Below are 19,213 nucleotides of genomic sequence, written 5' to 3'. Positions count from 1 at the left end.
GTGTTGGCCGTAGGTGGCAGTTGCCCTGCGCGGTAGTGATACCCGGTCGTGCGCCCGGCAACCTGCACCGAGCGTTGACGGCCAAGCCCATCGAACGTCTGCTGGCCGCAGGTGTATGTTCCGCTGCCCATTATTGATCCCCTCCCGTTACGGTCAGGGCTTCGGGATGGTGGTCGTCGCTGTGCGCTGCGAACGTCCAGTTGATCGTGGTGCCGTCCGGCAGGCGTTTCTCGATCACCCGGCCATAGTGGTCGTAGCGCATCTGCGTGACGATTTCATCCATGCCGTCGACCTTGACCCGGTTTTCGATCACCCGGTCCAGGCCGTCGCGTACCCGTTTCAGGGTGCGTACCAGGCGCCCGGCACTGTCGAAATCCTGTTGTTCGAGCGCGTTGCCGGCGGCATTGCTCAGCACCACTTGGCGCGGCCCAGTGAGTTCTCCTGCGCTCTGCCACTGCTCACTGCGCAGGGTAACCGGGTCCATGCGCGTGTGGCTGGTCACGCCGTCCGGGCTGACTGTGCGTTCGCTGTGGCCCCAGTCACTGTAGTGGGTGGTGCTGGTCTGCGTCAGCGAGGTGTCGGCGTCGAGCCAGTCAATCGCGGTTTGCCGCGTGACCCGACCCAGCGCATCGTATTCGCTAAGGGCCACCTCGCGGAACACGCCGGGGGCATTGTCCAGGTCTTCGACCTCGATGCGCACTACACGGCCGTCGCCATCCAGCCACTGGCGTTTGCGCTGCCCGGTCACCTCGACCTCCTCGATCATCACCGGATTGTCAGTGCGCCCTTCCAGCGCCTGGATCGCGACGTTGTCGGCCAGGTGATAGTGGGCGCGGCGTTCACTTTGGTAGGGGCTATCGGCACAGCTAATGGAGCACACTACTCGGCCCAGCAGGTCGTATTCGTAACGGCTGCATACGCCGCTGGCGCTGAGTTCCCACAGCGTCTGGCCGCTGGTCAGCGACTGCGCACGGCTGCTGCTGGAGCGGTTTTCATCGTCGTTTTCGAAGCCAGTGATGGTGGTCTGGGTGATCAGCGCGCCGTCCTTGACCTCGTAGTGGTAGTCGGTGGTCGTGGCCTTGTCGTTGAGCGTGGTGACCACCTTGTCTTCACGCGCGTAGGCGGGGCCGGGGGTGGTGATGTAGGTCTGTTCGGTGCGCTCGAAGACCTCGCCGCTGGCGTGGATCACGCCTTCCTCGCACGCAACCACGCTCAGGGCCGGCGCGCCTACGATCAGCGACGGCAGGGCGGTGTAGGTGTAGCGGGTCGCCAGCGCCTGGGCATCGCCGCTGGCCGGGGCGGGGATCACCACTTTGCTGCGCAGGTAGCGCACCATGCCCAGCGCATCGGCCGGGCAGCCCTCGGCCCCGGCGGCAGGGTAGTACTCGCAGGTTTCCCTGACCCCGCTTGGGTGGGTGACTTCGCTGACGTTGCCCCATTCGTCATAGGCGTAGCGGGTGGTTTCGCTGCGGCTGGCCTTGTCGTTGGCGTGATCGACGTAGGTGGTGATGGTCTCATGGGGCAATTGGCACCAGGCCGGTTGCTGTTCCCAGGTGAGCGCAGGGTCGACGCCGTAGTGGGTCTGCTTGATGGTTTCGCAGGCCTGGTTGCGGCTGGTTTCGCTGATCAGCAGGTGGAAGCGATTCCACACACGATGCACGCTGCCCAGCGCCTGGCCGGCCCCGTCGCTGAGCGTCTCGACGACCTCATACTGGTATTGGGCGTTGACCTGGTAAAGGTTGTCGCGTCCGCTCTTCCACTCGAACGCCTGGTCGCTGCCATAGCCGAGGAAGTTGTGCTCGCCGATCCACGCATAGCCGCGGTTGATCTCGTTGTGTTTGCCGGCGCTGACATGCGTCCACGAAAGCACCCGTGGTAGGCGCTTGAGCGGTGCATCATCTGGCAGTTTGTGGCCGTTGTCAGCGTCGGACCAGTGGACGGTGTCACGGCCTCCGAGCGGCCCGTTGATTACAGTCGGTAACAGCAGCTGTGCGTCACCAGCCACAGGGTGCGTGCCGTACTCGATGTCGAATGGCTGCGGTACGTTGGGCAACTGGATGCTGTTCAGGCGGTCATTGCTCAGCAGCAGCGTCAGCGAAGTGGCTTCGGCGTGGCCGGGACGCAGGTTGATTTTCACCGTGCTGGCGCCGACGTCGATTGCCAGCAAGGTATCCTGCTCGTCACGCACCTGCTCCAGTATGAAACCATCGTTGCCAAACGGCGCCCAGTCGAAGTACAGCGAGCGACCCTCAGCCGAGCGTAATTGCGCCAGCAGGTAGCGGGCGCTGTCCGGGCTCGCAGGGTGCAGGATCTCGCTCTCACCGGACTTGCGATCGACCCGGATGTCGCCATCGGCCTGATGGGTGACGATGAACGTCTTGAGCTTCTGGTCTGGCAGGGCCAGTTGGCCTTCGCCGGACAGCGTGGAGGCGTTGAGGTCGATGGCGAACTGCTCGCCCGAGCCCAGGCTGATGCGTGGATTGTCCTGGCTCAGATCGATTTCGCTGAGCGCCAGGTTCCAGCCGAAACCGTAGCCCCGGTTGCTCATCGAACTCAGCGTGCTGAAGGCCAGGCTCAGCGTCAGCGAAGGCCCGCACAGTTGGTTGGCCGGTGGCATGGGGAGCGCGATGGCCAAGGTGAATTGGCCGGTGCGGTGATCCACCCCGGTCTTCACGAAATCAAGAAAGTTGCTCGCTTGGGTATGTATCTCGGACATGCGGATGATCCTTGTGGACAATCGTCGGACAGCACCCCGGGCGGGGCGCTGCGTGCGTCACCGGCGGTTTCAGTTGGCCCTGAACTTGATGATTCGGCCGGAATCCTCGGTGAAGAACTCGATGTCCTGTTCGTTGCCATGCCGGTCGACCACCGTCCACAGGCTCTTGTCTTCATTGATGGAGTTGGACCATGCGTCGTAGAACCGCTGGTGGTACACGCACACCGCCATGTTGCCGGCCCGCGGAGTGAAGCGTCTGCCGTTGTAGTTGATATCCATCGGCGCGCCTTCGGCATAGGTGGTGACCTGGCAGATCTGGCTGTAATCGTTGATCAGCTCAAAGGAAAAGATCACGTGATCCCAGTTATTGCGCGTGTAGAAGGGTTCGCCAGATGGCACGGCGTGGGGGATGGATTCGACGATGCTATTGTTGGGGTCCCTGAAACCGAAGTAGCCGACATCGCAGTTCGTTTCCGCGTCGCGCATCTTGCCGGTGGCTGTCCTGAAACTGACCCGCTCTTGCATGTCCAGCTTGAACGCCGCTTCCGGGTGTCGCAGCGGGGTGATCGACTCGATCACCACCGATGACTGGAACGGCCCTGTATTCGTCATGAAGTGATTGTCCGTGTCCTTCCTGATCCCGGCATATATGGTGGTGAGTGAGCCTCCAGGTAGCGTCGAACTGAGATAGAAGCGGCGGCGCGCGGTCCTTTGCGAGGAGTTCATCAGCGGGCTGGGGGCGCCGCCACTGGCTGCGTAGTATTCGAAGCGCGGGTCGCGCTCGCTGTCCACGTGCAATTCCCCATCTGGCTGGAGTTCATTGGCGTTGTCATCGAAGATGAACAATTCGATCGACGCGATGGCGTTTTCGTCCACCTCTTCGCCGTCGCGCGGCTCGACAGTGACGGTAATCTCAACTTGCTGACGGCCGTTGGCGAAAACCCGGTTGGAGCTGGAGGTAATGTCCAGGCGCAGGCGGCTCAGCCACTGGTTGACTTTGATGGTATTGCTCATAGGTACTTCCTCTGTCGTGGAAGTGCCCGAGTTAATCGCCTGGGGGCCGGGTTCAGGGCATAGATAGTTATGCAGTGGCCAGCGGCAGGCGAAAAAAAACCGCTCACTGGGAGCGGTTTTCGGGGCTGGACGGCGGGCTTACTTGACTTCCACCGCCAGGCTTTGGGCAATCTTGCCCTGCCAAAGCGCCGGGCCGGTGATGTGCACCGACTCACCGTTGCTGTCGACCGCAACGGTCACCGGCATGTCCTTGACGTCGAACTCGTAGACCGCTTCCATGCCCAGCTCGGCAAAGGCCAGGACCTTCGACTTGCGGATGGCCTGGGCCACCAGGTAGGCAGCGCCGCCAACGGCCATCAGGTAAACAGCCTTGTTGTCCTTGATCGCCTCGATGGCGGTCGGGCCGCGCTCGGACTTGCCGATCATGCCCAGCAGGCCGGTTTGCTCGAGGATCTGGCGGGTGAACTTGTCCATGCGCGTGGCGGTGGTCGGGCCGGCTGGGCCTACCACTTCGTCACCCACCGGGTCGACTGGGCCGACGTAGTAGATGAAGCGGCCTTTGAGGTCTACCGGCAGCTCTTCGCCACGGTTGAGCATCTCGACCATGCGCTTGTGCGCCGCATCACGGCCGGTGAGCATCTTGCCGTTGAGCAGGATGGTCTCGCCTGGCTTCCAGCTGGCGACTTCTTCCGGGGTGATGTCGTCGAGGTTGACGCGACGTGCGCTCGGGCCTGCTTCCCAGACGATTTCCGGGTAGGCGTCCAGCGACGGCGCTTCAAGTTCGGCCGGGCCGTTGCCGTCGAGCACGAAGTGGGCGTGACGGGTGGCGGCGCAGTTGGGGATCATGCACACCGGCAGCGAAGCGGCGTGGGTCGGGTAGTCCATGATCTTGACGTCGAGCACGGTGGTCAGGCCGCCCAGACCCTGGGCGCCGATGCCCAGCTGGTTGACCTTCTCGAACAGCTCCAGGCGGATCTCTTCGAGGCGGTTTTGCGGGCCACGGGCTTTGAGTTCATGGATGTCGATGGACTCCATGAGCACTTCCTTGGCCATGACCGCCGCTTTTTCAGCGGTGCCGCCGATACCGATGCCCAGCATGCCAGGCGGGCACCAGCCAGCGCCCATGGTCGGCACGGTCTTCAATACCCAGTCGACGATCGAGTCGGACGGGTTGAGCATGGCCATCTTCGACTTGTTCTCCGAGCCGCCGCCTTTGGCTGCGACATCGACCTCGACCTTGTCGCCGGGCACGATGGAGTAGTGGATGACGGCCGGGGTGTTGTCCTTGGTGTTCTTGCGGGCACCGGCCGGGTCGGCCAGGATCGAGGCGCGCAGGACGTTCTCGGGCAGGTTGTAGGCGCGACGCACACCTTCGTTGATCATGTCGTCGACACTCATGGTGGCGCCGTCCCAACGCACGTCCATACCGACGCGGATGAACACGGTGACGATGCCGGTGTCCTGGCAGATCGGGCGGTGGCCGGTGGCGCACATGCGCGAGTTGATCAGGATCTGGGCGATCGAGTCACGCGCGGCAGGCGATTCTTCACGCAGGTAGGCTTCGTGCATCGCCTGGATGAAGTCGACGGGGTGGTAGTACGAAATGAATTGCAGGGCGTCGGCGACGCTCTGAATCAGGTCGTCTTGCTTGATCACGGTCATGCAGCGCGCTCCTCTTAAAGACGGGAACATTCGTAAAGGCATACCGACAACGCACACCGGTATGTCGGCAATGCCTGGCAAGGCGTCGGCTGGTCAGGCCGGCGCAAAAAGGCGCGGCAGTATACCGCAGGCCCGCAGCTGAAACACCTGCGGCGGCGCGGGACCAAGGTCGGCAGGTGGGTGGGCATCCTTTTTGCTGGTAGCGTTAGAATGCAAGGGCCCGCTACGCGCGCCATCGCAGGCTGGCGCCAGCTCCCACAGAGCCTGGGTCAACCCACAATATCGAGGCTGGGCAAATTCTCTGTGGGAGCTGGCGACAGCCTGCGATGGCCCGCGCGGCGGGCCCCAGGCACATCAGTCACTGGAGTCCCCTGAATGCCCGAACTACGCGTGGGCGAGCGCTGTTTTACCGTGCCGCCTGGCAGCAACCTGCTCGATGTGCTCAATGGCGCAGGTTGCGCCGTGCCCTACAGCTGCCGCGCCGGCAGTTGCCATGCGTGCCTGGTGCGCTGCCTTGACGGCCTGCCTGACGACGCCCGCCCCGAGGCCCTGAGCGCCGCGCAGCGCGAGCAGGGCTGGCGGCTGGCCTGCCAGTGCTCGGTGACGGGGGACCTGCAACTGGCGTTGTTCGACCCTCTGCAAGATGGCCTGCCGGCCACGGTCGCCGGGCTTGACTGGTTCGGCGATATCCTGCGCTTGCGCTTGCGCCCGGGGCGCGCACTGCGTTATCAGGCGGGCCAGCACCTGGTGCTATGGTGCGCCGACGTGGCCCGCCCGTATTCACTGGCCAGCATGCCCGGAGACGATGAACTGCTGGAGTTCCACCTGGACTGCGCCCGCCCCGGCGCCTTCAGCGACCGCGCCCGCCACCTGCACCTTGGCGCCGAACTGCGCCTTGGCGAGCTGCGCGGTGGCGCCTTGCACTACGACCCCGACTGGCAGGCGCGGCCACTGTGGCTGCTGGCAGCCGGCACGGGCCTGGCGCCATTGTGGGGCATTTTGCGCGAGGCCTTGCGTCAGGGCCATCAAGGGGAAATCAGGGTGATGCACGTGGCGCACACCCGTGCCGGGCATTACCTGGCTGAGGCTTTAGAGGCGATGGCGGGGGTCAAGGTTGAACTGGTGCTGGCTGAGCAGTTGGATGACGCGCTGGCCGGGCTGAAACTTGCGTCGCGCCAGACCATGGCTTTGCTGTGCGGTGCGCCGAGCACGGTCGAGCGCTTCGCCCGGCGCCTGTTCATTGCCGGGGTGCCGCGTAATCAGGTGCTGGCGGATGTGTTTGCCGAGCATGCTTGAGGCCCTGTAACGATCGCGGGGCAAGCCCGCCCCCACACGCTGTAGACAGTCGTTGTGGGAGCGGGCTTGCCCCGCGATTTGTGCTACCGACTAATCAACCGACCAGCGGATCACCGACGTGCAGGATCTTCATGCCGTTGGTGCCACCAATGGTGTGGTAGCTGTCGCCCTTGGTCAGGATGACCCAGTCGCCCTGTTGCACCAGGCCGCGCTTGAGCAGTTCGTCCACAGCCGCCTGGCTGACCTTGTCGGCCGGCAGCGAAGCCGGGTCGAAGGCGATTGGATAGACGCCACGGAACATCGATGCACGGGCTTGGGTAGCGCGGTGCGGCGACAGGGCGAAGATCGGCACGTGCGAACGCAGGCGCGACATGATCAGCGGGGTGTAGCCACTTTCGGTAAGGGCGATGATCGCCTTGACGCCGGGGAAGTGGTTGGCGGTGTACATCGCGGCCAGGGCGATGCTCTCGTCGCAACGCTCGAAGGTGGTGTGCAGGCGGTGGCTGGACTTCTGGTTGGTCGGGTGCTTTTCAGCGCCCTGGCAGATGCGCGCCATGGCCTGTACGGCTTCGATCGGGTAGAGGCCAGCAGCACTTTCCGCCGACAGCATCACCGCATCGGTGTTGTCGAGCACGGCGTTGGCAACGTCCGACACTTCAGCGCGGGTCGGCATCGGGTTCTGGATCATCGACTCCATCATCTGGGTCGCCACGATTACCGCTTTATTGTTGCGGCGAGCGTGCTGGATGATCTTTTTCTGGATACCGATCAGCTCGGCGTCACCGATTTCCACGCCGAGGTCGCCACGGGCAACCATGACTGCGTCGGAAGCGGCGATCAGCGCGTCGAGGGTTTCGTCGTCGGCAACCGCTTCGGCGCGTTCGATCTTGGCCACCAGCCAGGCGCTGCCGCCGGACTCGTCACGCAGCTTGCGGGCGTATTCCATGTCCTTGGCATCACGCGGGAAGGAAACGGCCAGGTAGTCCAGGTCCATTTCGGCTGCCAGCTTGATGTCGGCCTTGTCTTTCTCGGTCAGGGCCGGTGCGGTCAGGCCGCCACCTTTGCGGTTGATGCCTTTGTGGTCGGACAGCGGGCCGCCGACCAGCACGACGCAGTGCAGGGCATCGCTGGTGGCCGTTTCAACGCGCATGACCACGCGGCCGTCGTCGAGCAGCAGCTCGTCGCCAACACCGCAGTCCTTGACCAGGTCGGGATAATCGATACCGACGATATCCTGGTTGCCTTCGGTGAGCGGGTGGGCGGTGGAGAAGGTGAAGGTGTCACCGATTTTCAGTTCGATGCGCTTGTTGCTGAACTTGGCGATGCGGATCTTCGGACCCTGCAGGTCGCCCAGCAGCGCGACGTGGCGGCCATTCTTGGCGGCGATCTCGCGGATCAGGCGGGCACGGGCCTTGTGCTCGTCCGGCGTGCCGTGGGAGAAGTTCAGACGTGCCACGTCGAGACCCGCAAGGATCAGCTGTTCGATCACTTCCGGCGAATTGCTGGCGGGGCCAAGGGTGGCAACGATTTTGGTACGGCGGATGGTCATGCACAGACTCCTATAGTGAAGCGCAGCGAAAGGCTACTCCTGAATCTCGCTGTAGTCATTGTTCCGTTGCACTACGTGGGCGCAGAATCAGCAGTCGGATGCACGCTTTGAGCTGCAAGCTACGAGCTTCACGCTACAAGCAGATGGCAGCGGCTTGGAGTCTTGCAGCTTGCAGCTTGAAACTTGCAGCTTTCACCGCGCCGCTGGAGAATTCGCGAAAGGCGCCGATACACCTGGTATCCAAGGAGAATTCCCATGCGCACCCTGATCGTTTTGACCATGGCGGCCAGTGTCGTCGGCTGTACCCGCTGGTCCATGGACCACCATCTGAACAACGCCTACCGCGCCTACGACCGCGGTGACTGCTCGCGGGTCATGCTGGAGCTGTCGCAGGTCGACCGCACCAGCCGCTCGCGGCCGTTCATCCACCCTGAGGTCTCGCTGCTGCGTGGCCAATGCCTGGAACGCCAGAAGCTGTACGTCGACGCGGCGCAGACCTACCAGTTCATGCTCCAGCAGTACCCGCGCAACGAGTACAGCTACCGCGCCCAGGCACGCCTGCAGACCCTTGAAAAACTCGGCCATCTGCGCGGTAACGAAGCGGCGGTCGCCAACCCGGTCAACGCAACACCTTGGCGTTAATCCCAAGGTGTTGATGATTTCATGGAAATCACGCACCGGGCTGCGCTAGTCTTCATATCAAGTAGTCATCATTACTGCCAGTTCCGTGTATTCCTGGCTCCAGGTACAGGATCGCGCTTATCCCATGTTTGTAGAACGCCATATAGAACGTCATCAACTGCCTTGTGTGCTGAAGGTATTCAACCGGTTTACCGACCAGCAGATCGGCTTGCTGGGCAATGCCTCGGAAGACGGGCTGATGGTTATCAGCCACCTGCCCATGCTGGTTGGCCCCGACTTCGAGCTGCAACTGCGCGTGCCGCTGGCCGGCGGCGGGGTGCAGTTCATCAACCTGACTGCCAGTTGCCTGTGGTGCCGTGAAGACGAGACCCCCGGGCATTACGATGCAGGCTTCATGCTGTTGCAGGCACCGCCCGAATACGACGCGTTCGTGCGTTCGCTGCGGGACTTTTTCAGCTTCAACCCCGCCAACGCATCTGCGTGAATGCTGGCCGCGGCCCGCCGTGGGCCGCTAGACTCTGGTCGACCTAGTTACAGGACGACCCCGTGAGCTCCAGCATTTTCTGGCACGACTACGAAACCACCGGTATCAACCCGCGCAACGACCGCCCGTTGCAGATGGCCGGTGTGCGCACCGACTTCGACCTCAACGAGATCGAGGCACCGGTCAACCTGTATTGCCGCCCAAGCGACGATATTCTGCCGCACCCGGCTGCGTGCCTGGTGACCGGCATTACCCCGCAACAATTGGCCAGCCACGGGCTGTGCGAAGCCGAGTTCATGACCCGCGTGCATGCCGAACTGGCTCGCCCAGGTACGTGCGGCGCGGGCTACAACACGCTGCGCTTCGACGATGAAGTGACCCGTTACAGTTTGTATCGCAACTTTTTCGACCCCTACGGGCGTGAATGGCAGGGCGGCAACAGCCGCTGGGACCTGATCGACATCGTGCGCACCGCCTACGCCCTGCGCCCCGAAGGCATCGTCTGGCCGCAACAGGATGGCCGCACCAGCCTGCGCCTGGAACTGCTGAGCAAGGCCAACGGCCTGGAGCACGGGCATGCCCACGAGGCACTTTCCGACGTACGGGCCACTATCGCTTTGGCACGCCTGATCCGCGACCGGCAGCCTAATTTGTATGACTGGCTGTTCCAGTTGCGCAGCAAACACAAAGTAATGGACCAGATTCGTTTGTTACAGCCTCTGGTACATGTGTCCGGGCGTTTCTCTGCACAACGCAGTTACATCGGTGTTGTCTTGCCGCTGGCGTGGCACCCGCGTAACCGTAATGCCCTGATTGTTTGCGACTTGGGCCAGCAGAGCGCACCGCTGTTGCATGAAAGTGCCGAAACATTGCGTGAGCGTTTGTACCAACGGCGTGAGGAAATGCCTGATGGACAATTGCCGGTTCCGCTGAAGTTGCTGCACATCAATCGTTGCCCGGTAGTGGCGCCCTTGTCGGTGATTCGCCCGGCCGACCAACAACGGCTGGGGCTGGATATGTCGGCATTGCAGGCACATGCCGAACAGCTAGCCAGCCAGCAATCGGTCTGGCTCGACAAGCTTGAAGTGATTTACCAAGAAGAAGGTTTTGCCCAAAGCGAAGACCCTGAGCAGCAACTGTATGACGGGTTTATCGGTGATCGCGACCGCCGGTTGTGCGAACAGGTGCGCACTGCCGACCCTGAGCAATTGGCCAGCGGGCAGTGGATGTTCGACGATGCCCGTTTGCCAGAGCTGTTGTTCCGTTATCGCGCCCGCAACTTTGCAGGCACCTTGAACGCGCGGGAGTTGGCGCGTTGGCAGCACTTCTGTGGGCAGCGCCTGAGCGACCCGCAGTGGGGCGCACCGAATACTATCGAGGCGTTCGAAGTGGCGTGCCAGAGCCGCTGGCAGGAGGCGGATGACGCGGGACGGCAAGTATTGCAGGCGTGGCTTGCACACTGCGGGCAATTGAAAACCCGCTATGCCTTGTGAGTAAAACGGATAAATGAAAAACGCCGGCAAGTGCCGGCGTTTTCATGTTGATACCGAGGCGCTGAGGGCCTGGATCAGTCCAGCAGAGTCGCCCAGCCTTCAACGACGTCGCCGCCCCACTTGGCTTTCCACTCTTTCAGAGTTTTGTGGTTGCCACCCTTGGTTTCAATAACCTCGCCGTTGTGCGGGTTCTTGTACTGCTTGACCTTGCGCGCGCGCTTGGTGGTCACTGCCTTGGCTGCGCCACGTGGGCCTTTGCTCAGTTTGCTTTCTGGGTCGAGCAGGGCGATGACGTCGCGCAGCGACTTGGAGTATTCGCCCATCAGGGTGCGCAGTTTGCCTTCGAATTCCAGCTCTTTCTTCAGCTTGTCATCTTGCGACAGATTGGCCAGACGGGCCTGAAGTTCTTTGATGGCTTCTTCGGTGGCGCGGTATTCGTTGATCAGGGACATGGATGTTCCTATAAAGTCGTTAGAAGGAAGACAGTACCGGCAATAATAGACAGCCCCTACACCCAAGTAAACAATTAAACGTATTGATTCATTTAACAACCGCGTGGGCCAGACCTGTAATAGGTTAAGAAAAATTTACATACGGTTAAGGCCAATGGCCATATCCCTGTCAGCCATAGGGAAACGCCCGGGCCGACGGGGCCGAGGCAAATTAGCCGATGGCGCGGAGAACACTACTGCGTTTTTGCCGGCAGGCCGCTAGAATGTGCCCCTTTGCGAAGTTCTGGAGCTTTTCTCATGCGCACCTTTCGACTGGTGATTGCCTGCCCCGACCGCGTCGGCATCGTGGCAAAAGTCAGTAATTTCCTGGCCCTGTATAACGGCTGGATCAACGAAGCCAGCCATCATTCCGATGAGCAAAGCGGTTGGTTCTTCATGCGCCATGAAATCCGCGCTGAATCGCTGCCCTTCGGTCTTGAGGCATTGCGCGAAGCCTTTGCGCCAATCGCCGAAGAGTTCTCCATGACCTGGCGTATCACCGACTCTGCGCAGAAAAAGCGCGTGGTGCTGATGGCCAGCCGCGAGTCCCACTGCCTGGCCGACCTGCTGCACCGCTGGCATACCGACGAACTGGACTGCGAGATCCCTTGTGTGATCTCCAACCACAACGACCTGCGCAGCATGGTCGAGTGGCATGGCATTCCGTTCTTCCATGTGCCGGTTGACCCCAAGGACAAGGCCCCAGCCTTTGCCGAGGTGTCGCGCCTGGTCGAAGAGCACGGCGCCGATGTCGTGGTGCTGGCGCGCTACATGCAGATCCTGCCGCCACAGCTGTGCCGTGACTACGCCGAAAAAGTCATCAACATCCACCACAGCTTCCTGCCGTCGTTCGTTGGCGCCAAACCGTATCACCAGGCCTCCCTGCGCGGCGTCAAGCTGATCGGCGCGACTTGCCACTACGTGACTGAAGAACTCGACGCCGGCCCGATCATCGAGCAGGACGTGGTGCGCGTCAGCCACGCTGACAGCATTGAAGACATGGTGCGTTTCGGCCGTGACGTCGAGAAGATGGTGCTGGCCCGCGGCCTGCGCTACCACCTCGAAGACCGCGTGCTGGTGCACGGCAACAAGACTGTGGTGTTCGACTAAGCATGGCCGACCCTCGTGACAAGGCCGGCGCCTCGGTGCCGCCCACCTTGGGCGAGGGCTGCCTGGCGCGCTTTGACCCCGATGCCCTGGGCGAGGAAGACGGCACCGAGTTCCCCGGTGCCGCCGAACTGTGGCAAGCGCTCAACCCGCCTGGCCCCGCCAACGCGCCAGCAACGGGCGCGCCAGCAGGCAAACGAACACCGGCCCACCCGCCAGCAGATAAAAGTAGTATGTAACGGCCCGCCAGATGAGGATCGCCGCAGCGGCGGTCGAACTCCCCACCAGCGGCGCCAGCAAGGTCGCCGACGTCAGCTCCGCAGCCCCGGCACCGCCCGGTAGCAGGCTGAACTGGCCGGCACTGAGTGCCAGCATCTGCACCAGAAAGCTCGGGATCCACGCAAGGTCTACGCCCAACCCCTGCAACACCAGGTACAGCACGCTGTAGCGCAGGCTCCAGTGCGCGCACGTGAGCGTGAACACCAGGGCCAAGGTGCGTTTGGGCAGCCGCCAGGTGTCGGCCAGGGCGTGAATGAACCGCAACAGTTTGCGCGCCCAGCGCCGCCGCCTGTGCTCAGCTACGCTCAGGCGGCGCAGCAGGTTGCCGCTGGCGCGTATCAGTTGGCGGCGCCAGCGCAACAGGGCGAGCACGCATGCTAATGCCGCACACAGCAGCAGGGCACTGCCCAACAGCATGCTTTGCTGGCTGTGGCCCAGACGATGGAACAGCGCGTATCCGGCGATAGCCAGCATGGCGCAGAAGAAGAACACCAAGTCATTGAGTTGATCCATGGCGAATACCGCGCCACTGCGTGAAGCGGGGATGCGCTCGCGGTGCAGCAAGGCCATCAGCGTCAAGGGCCCGCCGCTGCCGCCAGGGGTGGTGCAGATGGCAAATTCGGTCGCCATCACCACCCCCAGGCTGCGCAACTGGCCAACCCGTTCGCCCTGTTGGCCCAGCAGCAGGCGCAGGCGCTGCGCGTTGATCACCCAACACAGCACGATCATCCCCAGCAACAGCAGCATCAGGCCGGGGGAGAAGGTGGCAAGGCGCGGCAGCAACTCGCTGCCGCCGAGCAGCGCCGGCACCAGTAGCGCCAGCAGCAGCGCAAGCCCCAGCCAGGCGAAGCGGTTCACGACGCGACCTGACGGTCCAGCCAGGCCGACTTGGTCAGCGGCTCGCGGCCTTCGGCCAGCAGTGACTGCAAAGTTTCGAGCCAATAGTTGCGCGCGCTCGGGTGGCGCATGTCGACCGGGTGCAGCCCAAGGCGCAGAGTGTCGGCCTGCTGCCAGCGCCGAATCTGCCAGTCGCTGAGCACCTTCGACAGGCCGCGGCGCCATGCACTGCGCGCGCTCCAGACCAGCCCAGGGGCGTCGATGGCGGTGAACTCAGGTAGGCGATACAGATGCTGCGGCGTGCTGGTGTAGCGCAGCGGCAGTTGGCGCAGGGCCTGGCGCGTGCCTTCGCTCATCAGCCAGGCCGGGGCTACGAAGCCTGCTACTGGCCAGCCGTGGCTGTGGAACACCTCCAGCCCCGCTTGCAGGCGCTGTAGGGCCTGGTCTTGGTCCAGGCCGTAGAACTCGCCTTCGTGGGTGTACACCCGGCGCATGAAGAAATCCCGCGGCCCGCGCGGTAGCGGGCCGTCGTCTGCGTGGTAGTAGCCATGCAGGGCCAGTTCGTCACCCTGCGCCAGCCGCCGCTCCAGCAGGCGGCAGAAGGCGGGCGAATGCTTGAGCGCGTTGCGGTGGTGAAAGTCCGGCACCACCAGCCAGGTCATGGGCACATCGCCCAGTTGGTCCACTGCCTCCACGAACGGCTGGTAGTCCGGCCAGGTTTCCGGCGCCACATCGTGCAGCACCAGCATGACGCTGCGTTTGCGATGGCTGGCTTCACGCATGGGCATGTACCAACGGCTGGTGGTGGCCGAGCACGGCCTGATAGTGCTGAAGCAGGCCGCTGACCACGGTGTCCCAGCTGTAGTGATGCTCAACGTGGCGCCTGGCCTGGTCGCCCAAGGTGCGCACGCCGGCTTCGAATACTTCGCGTACCGCCTGAGCCATGGCCTGCGCGTCGTTGGGCCGGCACAGGCGCCCGCATTGGTCGTTGACCAACTCGCCAAAAGCGCCGGCATTGACCGCAACCACCGGGGTGGCGCTGGCCATGGCTTCGAGAATCACCAGGCCGAAGGTTTCCTGGTCGCCGGCATGCACCAGCAGGTCGGCGCTGGCCAGCAGCCGGGCAACCTGGGCGGGCGGGCAGAAGTGGTCGATCACGCTGACGTTGGCCGGTACTGCAGCCGGCATGCTCGAGCCCACCAGCAGCAGATGGTAATCGGCGCCCAGGGTGCGCATGCAGTCGAGCAGCACGGGCAGGTTTTTCTCGCGCGAGCCGCGCCCTGCAAATACCAGCAGCCGGGTGCTGTCGGCAATGCCCAGCTCGGCCCGCAGGCCAGGGTCGCGCTGCTCGGGGTTGAACAGCGCAAGGTCCACGCCCAGGCGCTGCACATGCACCTCTTTGACCCCCAGCCGGCGCAGCTTGTCGGCCATGACCTGGCTTGGCGCCAGCACCCGGTCGAAGTTGCCGTAGAGCTTGCTGACGTACGCCTCGACATTGGGCGTGAACCAGTTGCCCATACGGTTGCTGACCAGCAGCGGCAGGTCGGAGTGGTAGAAGCCGATCACCGGCACGTCGAGCTGGCGCCGCGCTTCAAGGGCGGCCCAGGCCGTCAGGTAGGGGTCGCCGACCTCGATCAGGTCCGGTTGCAGGCGGCGCAGCTCTTTGCACCAGGGTGCCAGGCGCAGCGGAAAGCGGTAGCCGTTGCCGAAGGGCAGGGGAGGCGCGGGAACATGGTAGATGCCGTCGGCATGGCTGGCGCTACGGCCGGGTATCAGCAGGCTGTGGCGTACGCCGGGGATGGCATCGAGGCGGTGGTGTTTGGCATCAAGATAGGTACGTACGCCCCCACTGGCAGGGGCGTAGAACATGGTGATGTCGGCGATGTGCACGATCAGCGTCCCTCCGGGATCGTCTTCGGGTCTGTCATCCGGCTGCAACAAGCCGGAGTGACGCGCCTAAGGATTGACCTTTTGGAAGGATAGTTTGTTCGATCGGAAAGAAGACAGCAGCTGAAAGCTTGCCGCTTGTTAGATGCGGAAGCTGCCGACCAGATGCTTGAGGCGGCCGGCCTGTTGTTCGAGGTCCGAGCAGGCGCGCAAGGTGGCTTGCAGGTTCTCGACGCCTTCCTGGTTGAGCATGTTGATTTCGCTGATGTCCATGTTGATCGAGTCGACGACCGAGGTCTGCTCCTCGGTTGCCGTGGCCACCGACTGGTTCATGCCGTCGATTTCGCCGATACGCTGGGTCACGCTGCCCAGGCGCTCACCGGCCTGGTTGGCGATTTCCATGTTGTCCTGGCTGTGGCGCTGGCTCTGGCCCATGGTGTCCACCGATGCCCGGGCGCCGACCTGCAGCTCCTCGATCATGGTCTGCACTTGCTGCGCCGACTCCTGGGTGCGGTGCGCAAGGTTACGCACTTCATCGGCCACCACGGCAAACCCACGGCCCGCCTCACCGGCGCGCGCAGCCTCGATGGCCGCGTTGAGCGCCAGCAGGTTGGTCTGCTGGGAAATACTGGTTATCACCTCAAGAATCTGGCCGATGTTCACCGTCTTGCTGTTGAGCGTCTCGATATGGCTGCTGGAGCTGACGATCAGGTCCGACAGACGGCTCATTGCCTCGATGTTGCGCTGCACCACTTGCTGCCCTTCTTCAGCCAGCAGGCGCGCGGAGCTTGCGTGCTGCGAGGCTTGGGCAGCGTTGCCGGCGATTTCCTGGGCGGCAGCGCCGAGCTGGTTGATCGCGGCAGCAACACTGTTGGTGCGGTTGGCCTGCTCGTCGGAGTTGCTCATCGACGAGTTGGAGGCGCTGATCACCCGCAGCGCCACTTCGTTGACCTGCTCGGTGGCCGAGGACACCTCGCGGATCGAGCTGTGGATACGCTCGACGAAACGGTTGAAGGCGATACCCAATGTGCCGAACTCGTCATGGGTGTGGATATCCAGACGGCGGGTCAGGTCGCCTTCGCCTTCGGCGATGTTTTCCATGGCGCGGGTCATGGTGTGCAGCGGCTGCAGCAACACGCGGATCAGCAGGCCGAGCAGGCCGATGATGATCACCACCGCAACCAGCGTGGCGATCACCGCCGAGGTGCGGAACTGGCTGAGCATGCTGAAGGCTTTGTCTTTATCGACCGACAGGCCGATGTACCAGTTGGCCGACGGCAGGCCGGTTACCTTGGTGAAGGTCAGCAGGCGGGTCTGGCCATCGACCTGCACTTCGGTCAGCTCGCGGGACAGCGCCGGGGTGCGCTGCGGGAACAGGTCCGACAGCGATTTCATCACCAGATTCTGGTCGGGGTGCACCAGGATCTTGCCTTGGTCGTTGACCAGGAACGCATAGCCCATGCCGCCGAAGTTCAGCGAGTTGATGATTTGCACCAGGCCGTCCAGCGCCAGGTCGCCGCCCACTACGCCGACCGAGGGCGAAGCGGTGCTGATGATCGAAATGACCATCTTGCCGGTGGCCATGTCGATGTAGGGTTCGGTGAGGATCGTGCCGCTGGCATTCAGGGCATCCTTGTACCAGGCGCGCACGCGAGGGTCGTAGCCATCGGGCATCTTGGCGTCGGGGCGGACGGTGAAGGTGCCATCTGGCTGGCCGAGGTAGGTGGTCAGGAAGCTTGAAGTCAGCGCCTTCTGGCCCAGCTGGGTGCCGATGTTCTGGGGGTTCTGCGCCAGGTTCTGGGCGACGTTCTCGACCAGTTTGATACGCCCTTCGAACAGGCTGCGAATATTGGTGGCCGTCGAATCGCCCATTTCACCGAGGTAGTTCTCAAGGTCGGCGCGGATGGCATTGCGTTGCAGGTAATCGTTGTAGAGCGTGAACAAGCTGAAGGCCAGAATCACGATCAGTGATGCTGCCAGAAGAATCTTGTGGCTGAAACGAAGGCTTTTATTCATGACGTGATTGCGTCCGCTAAGGTTTTATCGGGTCGTTCGCACAAAGCACGGGTTGAAATCAGTGCAACAGGTCCCGCGGATCCTTACGGGTGCTTACCGAAATTCAGGAATTACTCAAACCTGAATATCGGCAATCACTGGATAGAACTTGAGCGGAGGATGAAAGCTCGTGTCAGAAATTTCTCAGTTGATTGTAGGAATGTGCTCAGATGGACAGCCCGCATGCCAGAGCATGCGCCTGGCCAATCGACATGGATTGGTTGCCGGTGCCACGGGCACGGGCAAAACCGTTACATTGCAACGTTTGGCCGAGGTGTTCAGTGATGCCGGTGTTGCGGTTTTCGCCGCCGACGTGAAGGGTGACCTCTGTGGTTTGGGTGCTGTCGGTGCGCCGCAAGGTAAGGTGGCCGAGCGTATTGCCAGCATGCCTTGGCTGGCGCATCAGCCTAAGGCCTACCCGGTCAGCCTGTGGGATATTGCCGGCCAGTCTGGCCACCCTTTGCGTACGACCTTGAGCGAAATGGGCCCGTTGCTGCTGGGCAACCTGCTCGAACTCACCGACAGCCAGCAGGCTGCCTTGTACGCTGCCTTCAAGGTGGCTGACCGTGAAGGGTTGCTGCTGCTCGACCTCAAGGACCTCAAGGCCCTGCTGGCCCACCTCAAGGACAACCCGCAACTTCTGGGCGAGGACAGCGCGCTGATGACCACTGCCTCGACCCAGGCGTTGCTGCGCCGCCTGGCCACCCTTGAGCAGCAAGGCGCCGAGGCGTTGTTCGGCGAGCCTGCGCTGCAACTTGAAGACCTGCTGCGCCCGGCCGAGGATGGCCGTGGGCGGATTCACCTGCTCGATGCCAGCCGGCTGGTGCACGAGGCGCCGAAGGTCTACGCGACCTTCCTGCTGTGGCTGCTGGCAGAGCTGTTCGAGCAGTTGCCCGAGCACGGCGATGCCGACAAGCCGGTGCTGGCGCTGTTTTTCGATGAAGCCCATTTGCTGTTCAATGGCACGCCCAAGGCGTTGCAGGACCGGCTGGAGCAGGTGGTGCGGCTGATCCGCTCCAAAGGCGTGGGTGTGTATTTTGTGACCCAGTCGCCGAGCGACCTGCCCGATGCGGTGCTGGCGCAGTTGGGGTTGCGTATTCAGCATGGGCTGCGGGCCTATACCGCCAAGGAGCAGAAGGCGTTGCGGGCGGTGGCTGATGGTTTTCGCCCCAACCCCGGGTTCGACAGCCTGGCGGTGCTGACCGAGCTGGGTATTGGCGAGGCTTTGGTTGGCACCCTGGAAGACAAAGGCACTCCGGCAGTGGTCCGGCGCGTGCTGGTGGCGCCACCGCAGTCGCGCATCGGGCCGTTGAGCCCGGCCGAGCGTAGTGCGCTGATTGGCGCATCGCCATTGGCAGGGCGCTACGACAAGCCGATTGACCGCGAATCGGCGTATGAACTGCTGACCCAGCGCAAGGGTGAGCCGGTGGAGCCGGCGCCGCAGCCCAAGGCCGCTGAAGACAGTTTTGCCGATAAAGCCGGGGATTTTTTGCAGAGTGCGGCGGGGCAGGCGATCAAGTCGGCCGTGCGCCAGGCGGCTAATCAGCTGGGGCGGCAGTTGATGCGTGGGCTGATGGGGTCATTGTTGGGGGGGAAGAAAAGGTAAGCGGTCGGGCCTCATCGCAGGCTGTCGCCAGCTCCCACTGAGACCATGCGCAACCGCAACATTGCTGGTTGGACCCAATCCTCTGGGAAATGATA

At 62.8% G+C, this 19,213-nt stretch carries 16 protein-coding genes; 7 read left to right on the top strand and 9 right to left on the bottom strand.

The genetic code is table 11. The features are described 5' to 3' along the window. Nucleotides 1-130 precede the first annotated feature (130 nt). The 3 genes from HU720_RS12975 to HU720_RS12965 all read right to left on the bottom strand — a co-directional run bounded on the left by HU720_RS12975 (nucleotide 131) and on the right by HU720_RS12965 (nucleotide 5,392). On the bottom strand, nucleotides 131-2,716 hold the full coding sequence (locus tag HU720_RS12975; RefSeq protein ID WP_186520328.1) for a hypothetical protein: 2,586 nt from the start codon (nucleotides 2,714-2,716) through the stop codon (nucleotides 131-133). Nucleotides 2,717-2,785: 69 nt separating this feature from the next. After that, complete coding sequence (locus tag HU720_RS12970; protein ID WP_186520327.1) at nucleotides 2,786-3,730, bottom strand: hypothetical protein; 945 nt, start codon at nucleotides 3,728-3,730, stop codon at nucleotides 2,786-2,788. A gap of 138 nt (nucleotides 3,731-3,868) precedes the next feature. Further along, nucleotides 3,869-5,392, bottom strand: a complete 1,524-nt coding sequence (locus HU720_RS12965; protein ID WP_186520326.1) for a fumarate hydratase — start codon at nucleotides 5,390-5,392, stop codon at nucleotides 3,869-3,871. A 375-nt stretch (nucleotides 5,393-5,767) separates the two neighbouring features. Between HU720_RS12965 and HU720_RS12960 the strand changes: the two genes are divergently transcribed. Continuing rightward, nucleotides 5,768-6,688, top strand: a complete 921-nt coding sequence (locus HU720_RS12960; protein ID WP_186520325.1) for an iron-sulfur-binding ferredoxin reductase — start codon at nucleotides 5,768-5,770, stop codon at nucleotides 6,686-6,688. Nucleotides 6,689-6,782: 94 nt separating this feature from the next. On the opposite strand, the gene pyk is transcribed toward HU720_RS12960, so the two are convergent. Further along, nucleotides 6,783-8,237, bottom strand: coding sequence for a pyruvate kinase (gene pyk / locus HU720_RS12955; RefSeq protein ID WP_186520324.1), 1,455 nt, complete (start codon nucleotides 8,235-8,237; stop codon nucleotides 6,783-6,785). A gap of 255 nt (nucleotides 8,238-8,492) precedes the next feature. On the opposite strand from pyk, the gene HU720_RS12950 reads away from it, so the two are divergent. From HU720_RS12950 to sbcB, 3 genes are all read left to right on the top strand, one after another. Continuing rightward, a complete protein-coding gene (locus HU720_RS12950) occupies nucleotides 8,493-8,879 on the top strand; it encodes a tetratricopeptide repeat protein (protein ID WP_186520323.1) in 387 nt (128 codons plus the stop codon). A gap of 124 nt (nucleotides 8,880-9,003) precedes the next feature. Continuing rightward, nucleotides 9,004-9,363, top strand: coding sequence for a PilZ domain-containing protein (locus HU720_RS12945; RefSeq protein ID WP_186520322.1), 360 nt, complete (start codon nucleotides 9,004-9,006; stop codon nucleotides 9,361-9,363). 62 nt (nucleotides 9,364-9,425) lie between these two features. Then, on the top strand, nucleotides 9,426-10,856 hold the full coding sequence (gene sbcB, locus HU720_RS12940) for an exodeoxyribonuclease I (protein WP_186520321.1): 1,431 nt from the start codon (nucleotides 9,426-9,428) through the stop codon (nucleotides 10,854-10,856). 74 nt (nucleotides 10,857-10,930) lie between these two features. Here sbcB and mvaT read toward each other — a convergent pair whose 3' ends face one another. Then, nucleotides 10,931-11,308, bottom strand: a complete 378-nt coding sequence (gene mvaT, locus HU720_RS12935) for a histone-like nucleoid-structuring protein MvaT (RefSeq protein ID WP_186520320.1) — start codon at nucleotides 11,306-11,308, stop codon at nucleotides 10,931-10,933. Nucleotides 11,309-11,605: 297 nt separating this feature from the next. Here mvaT and purU point away from each other — a divergent pair, with 297 nt between their 5' ends. Further along, nucleotides 11,606-12,457, top strand: coding sequence for a formyltetrahydrofolate deformylase (purU, locus tag HU720_RS12930; RefSeq protein ID WP_186520319.1), 852 nt, complete (start codon nucleotides 11,606-11,608; stop codon nucleotides 12,455-12,457). A 2-nt stretch (nucleotides 12,458-12,459) separates the two neighbouring features. Then, nucleotides 12,460-12,693, top strand: a complete 234-nt coding sequence (locus HU720_RS24325; protein ID WP_238337690.1) for a hypothetical protein — start codon at nucleotides 12,460-12,462, stop codon at nucleotides 12,691-12,693. On the opposite strand, the gene HU720_RS12925 is transcribed toward HU720_RS24325, so the two are convergent. The 4 genes from HU720_RS12925 to HU720_RS12910 all read right to left on the bottom strand — a co-directional run bounded on the left by HU720_RS12925 (nucleotide 12,599) and on the right by HU720_RS12910 (nucleotide 17,473). Further along, nucleotides 12,599-13,591 carry a flippase-like domain-containing protein gene (locus tag HU720_RS12925; RefSeq protein ID WP_186520318.1) on the bottom strand — a complete coding sequence of 331 codons (993 nt, stop codon included), beginning with the start codon at nucleotides 13,589-13,591 and terminating at the stop codon, nucleotides 12,599-12,601. The two genes, HU720_RS24325 and HU720_RS12925, sit on opposite strands and share 95 nt — an antisense overlap. Next, nucleotides 13,588-14,358: a polysaccharide deacetylase family protein gene (locus tag HU720_RS12920; protein ID WP_186520317.1), complete on the bottom strand. Its 771-nt coding sequence runs from the start codon at nucleotides 14,356-14,358 to the stop codon at nucleotides 13,588-13,590. Before HU720_RS12920 ends, HU720_RS12925 begins: the two co-directional genes overlap by 4 nt. Further along, nucleotides 14,345-15,439: a glycosyltransferase family 1 protein gene (locus HU720_RS12915; RefSeq protein ID WP_186520330.1), complete on the bottom strand. Its 1,095-nt coding sequence runs from the start codon at nucleotides 15,437-15,439 to the stop codon at nucleotides 14,345-14,347. The genes HU720_RS12920 and HU720_RS12915 overlap by 14 nt, the downstream gene beginning before the upstream one ends. A 159-nt stretch (nucleotides 15,440-15,598) precedes the next feature. Beyond that, nucleotides 15,599-17,473, bottom strand: coding sequence for a methyl-accepting chemotaxis protein (locus HU720_RS12910; protein WP_186520316.1), 1,875 nt, complete (start codon nucleotides 17,471-17,473; stop codon nucleotides 15,599-15,601). 169 nt (nucleotides 17,474-17,642) lie between these two features. Between HU720_RS12910 and HU720_RS12905 the strand changes: the two genes are divergently transcribed. Then, the gene (locus HU720_RS12905; RefSeq protein ID WP_186520315.1) at nucleotides 17,643-19,118 is read left to right on the top strand and encodes a helicase HerA-like domain-containing protein; all 1,476 of its coding nucleotides are present in this window, start codon (nucleotides 17,643-17,645) and stop codon (nucleotides 19,116-19,118) included. The last annotated feature ends 95 nt before the right edge of the window (nucleotides 19,119-19,213 follow it).

The organism is Pseudomonas sp. SWRI51, from assembly GCF_014268825.1.
Lineage (GTDB): Bacteria > Pseudomonadota > Gammaproteobacteria > Pseudomonadales > Pseudomonadaceae > Aquipseudomonas > Aquipseudomonas farsensis.
Note: the sequence above shows the minus strand (reverse complement) of the source record. Positions and strands in the feature narration are given on the sequence as shown.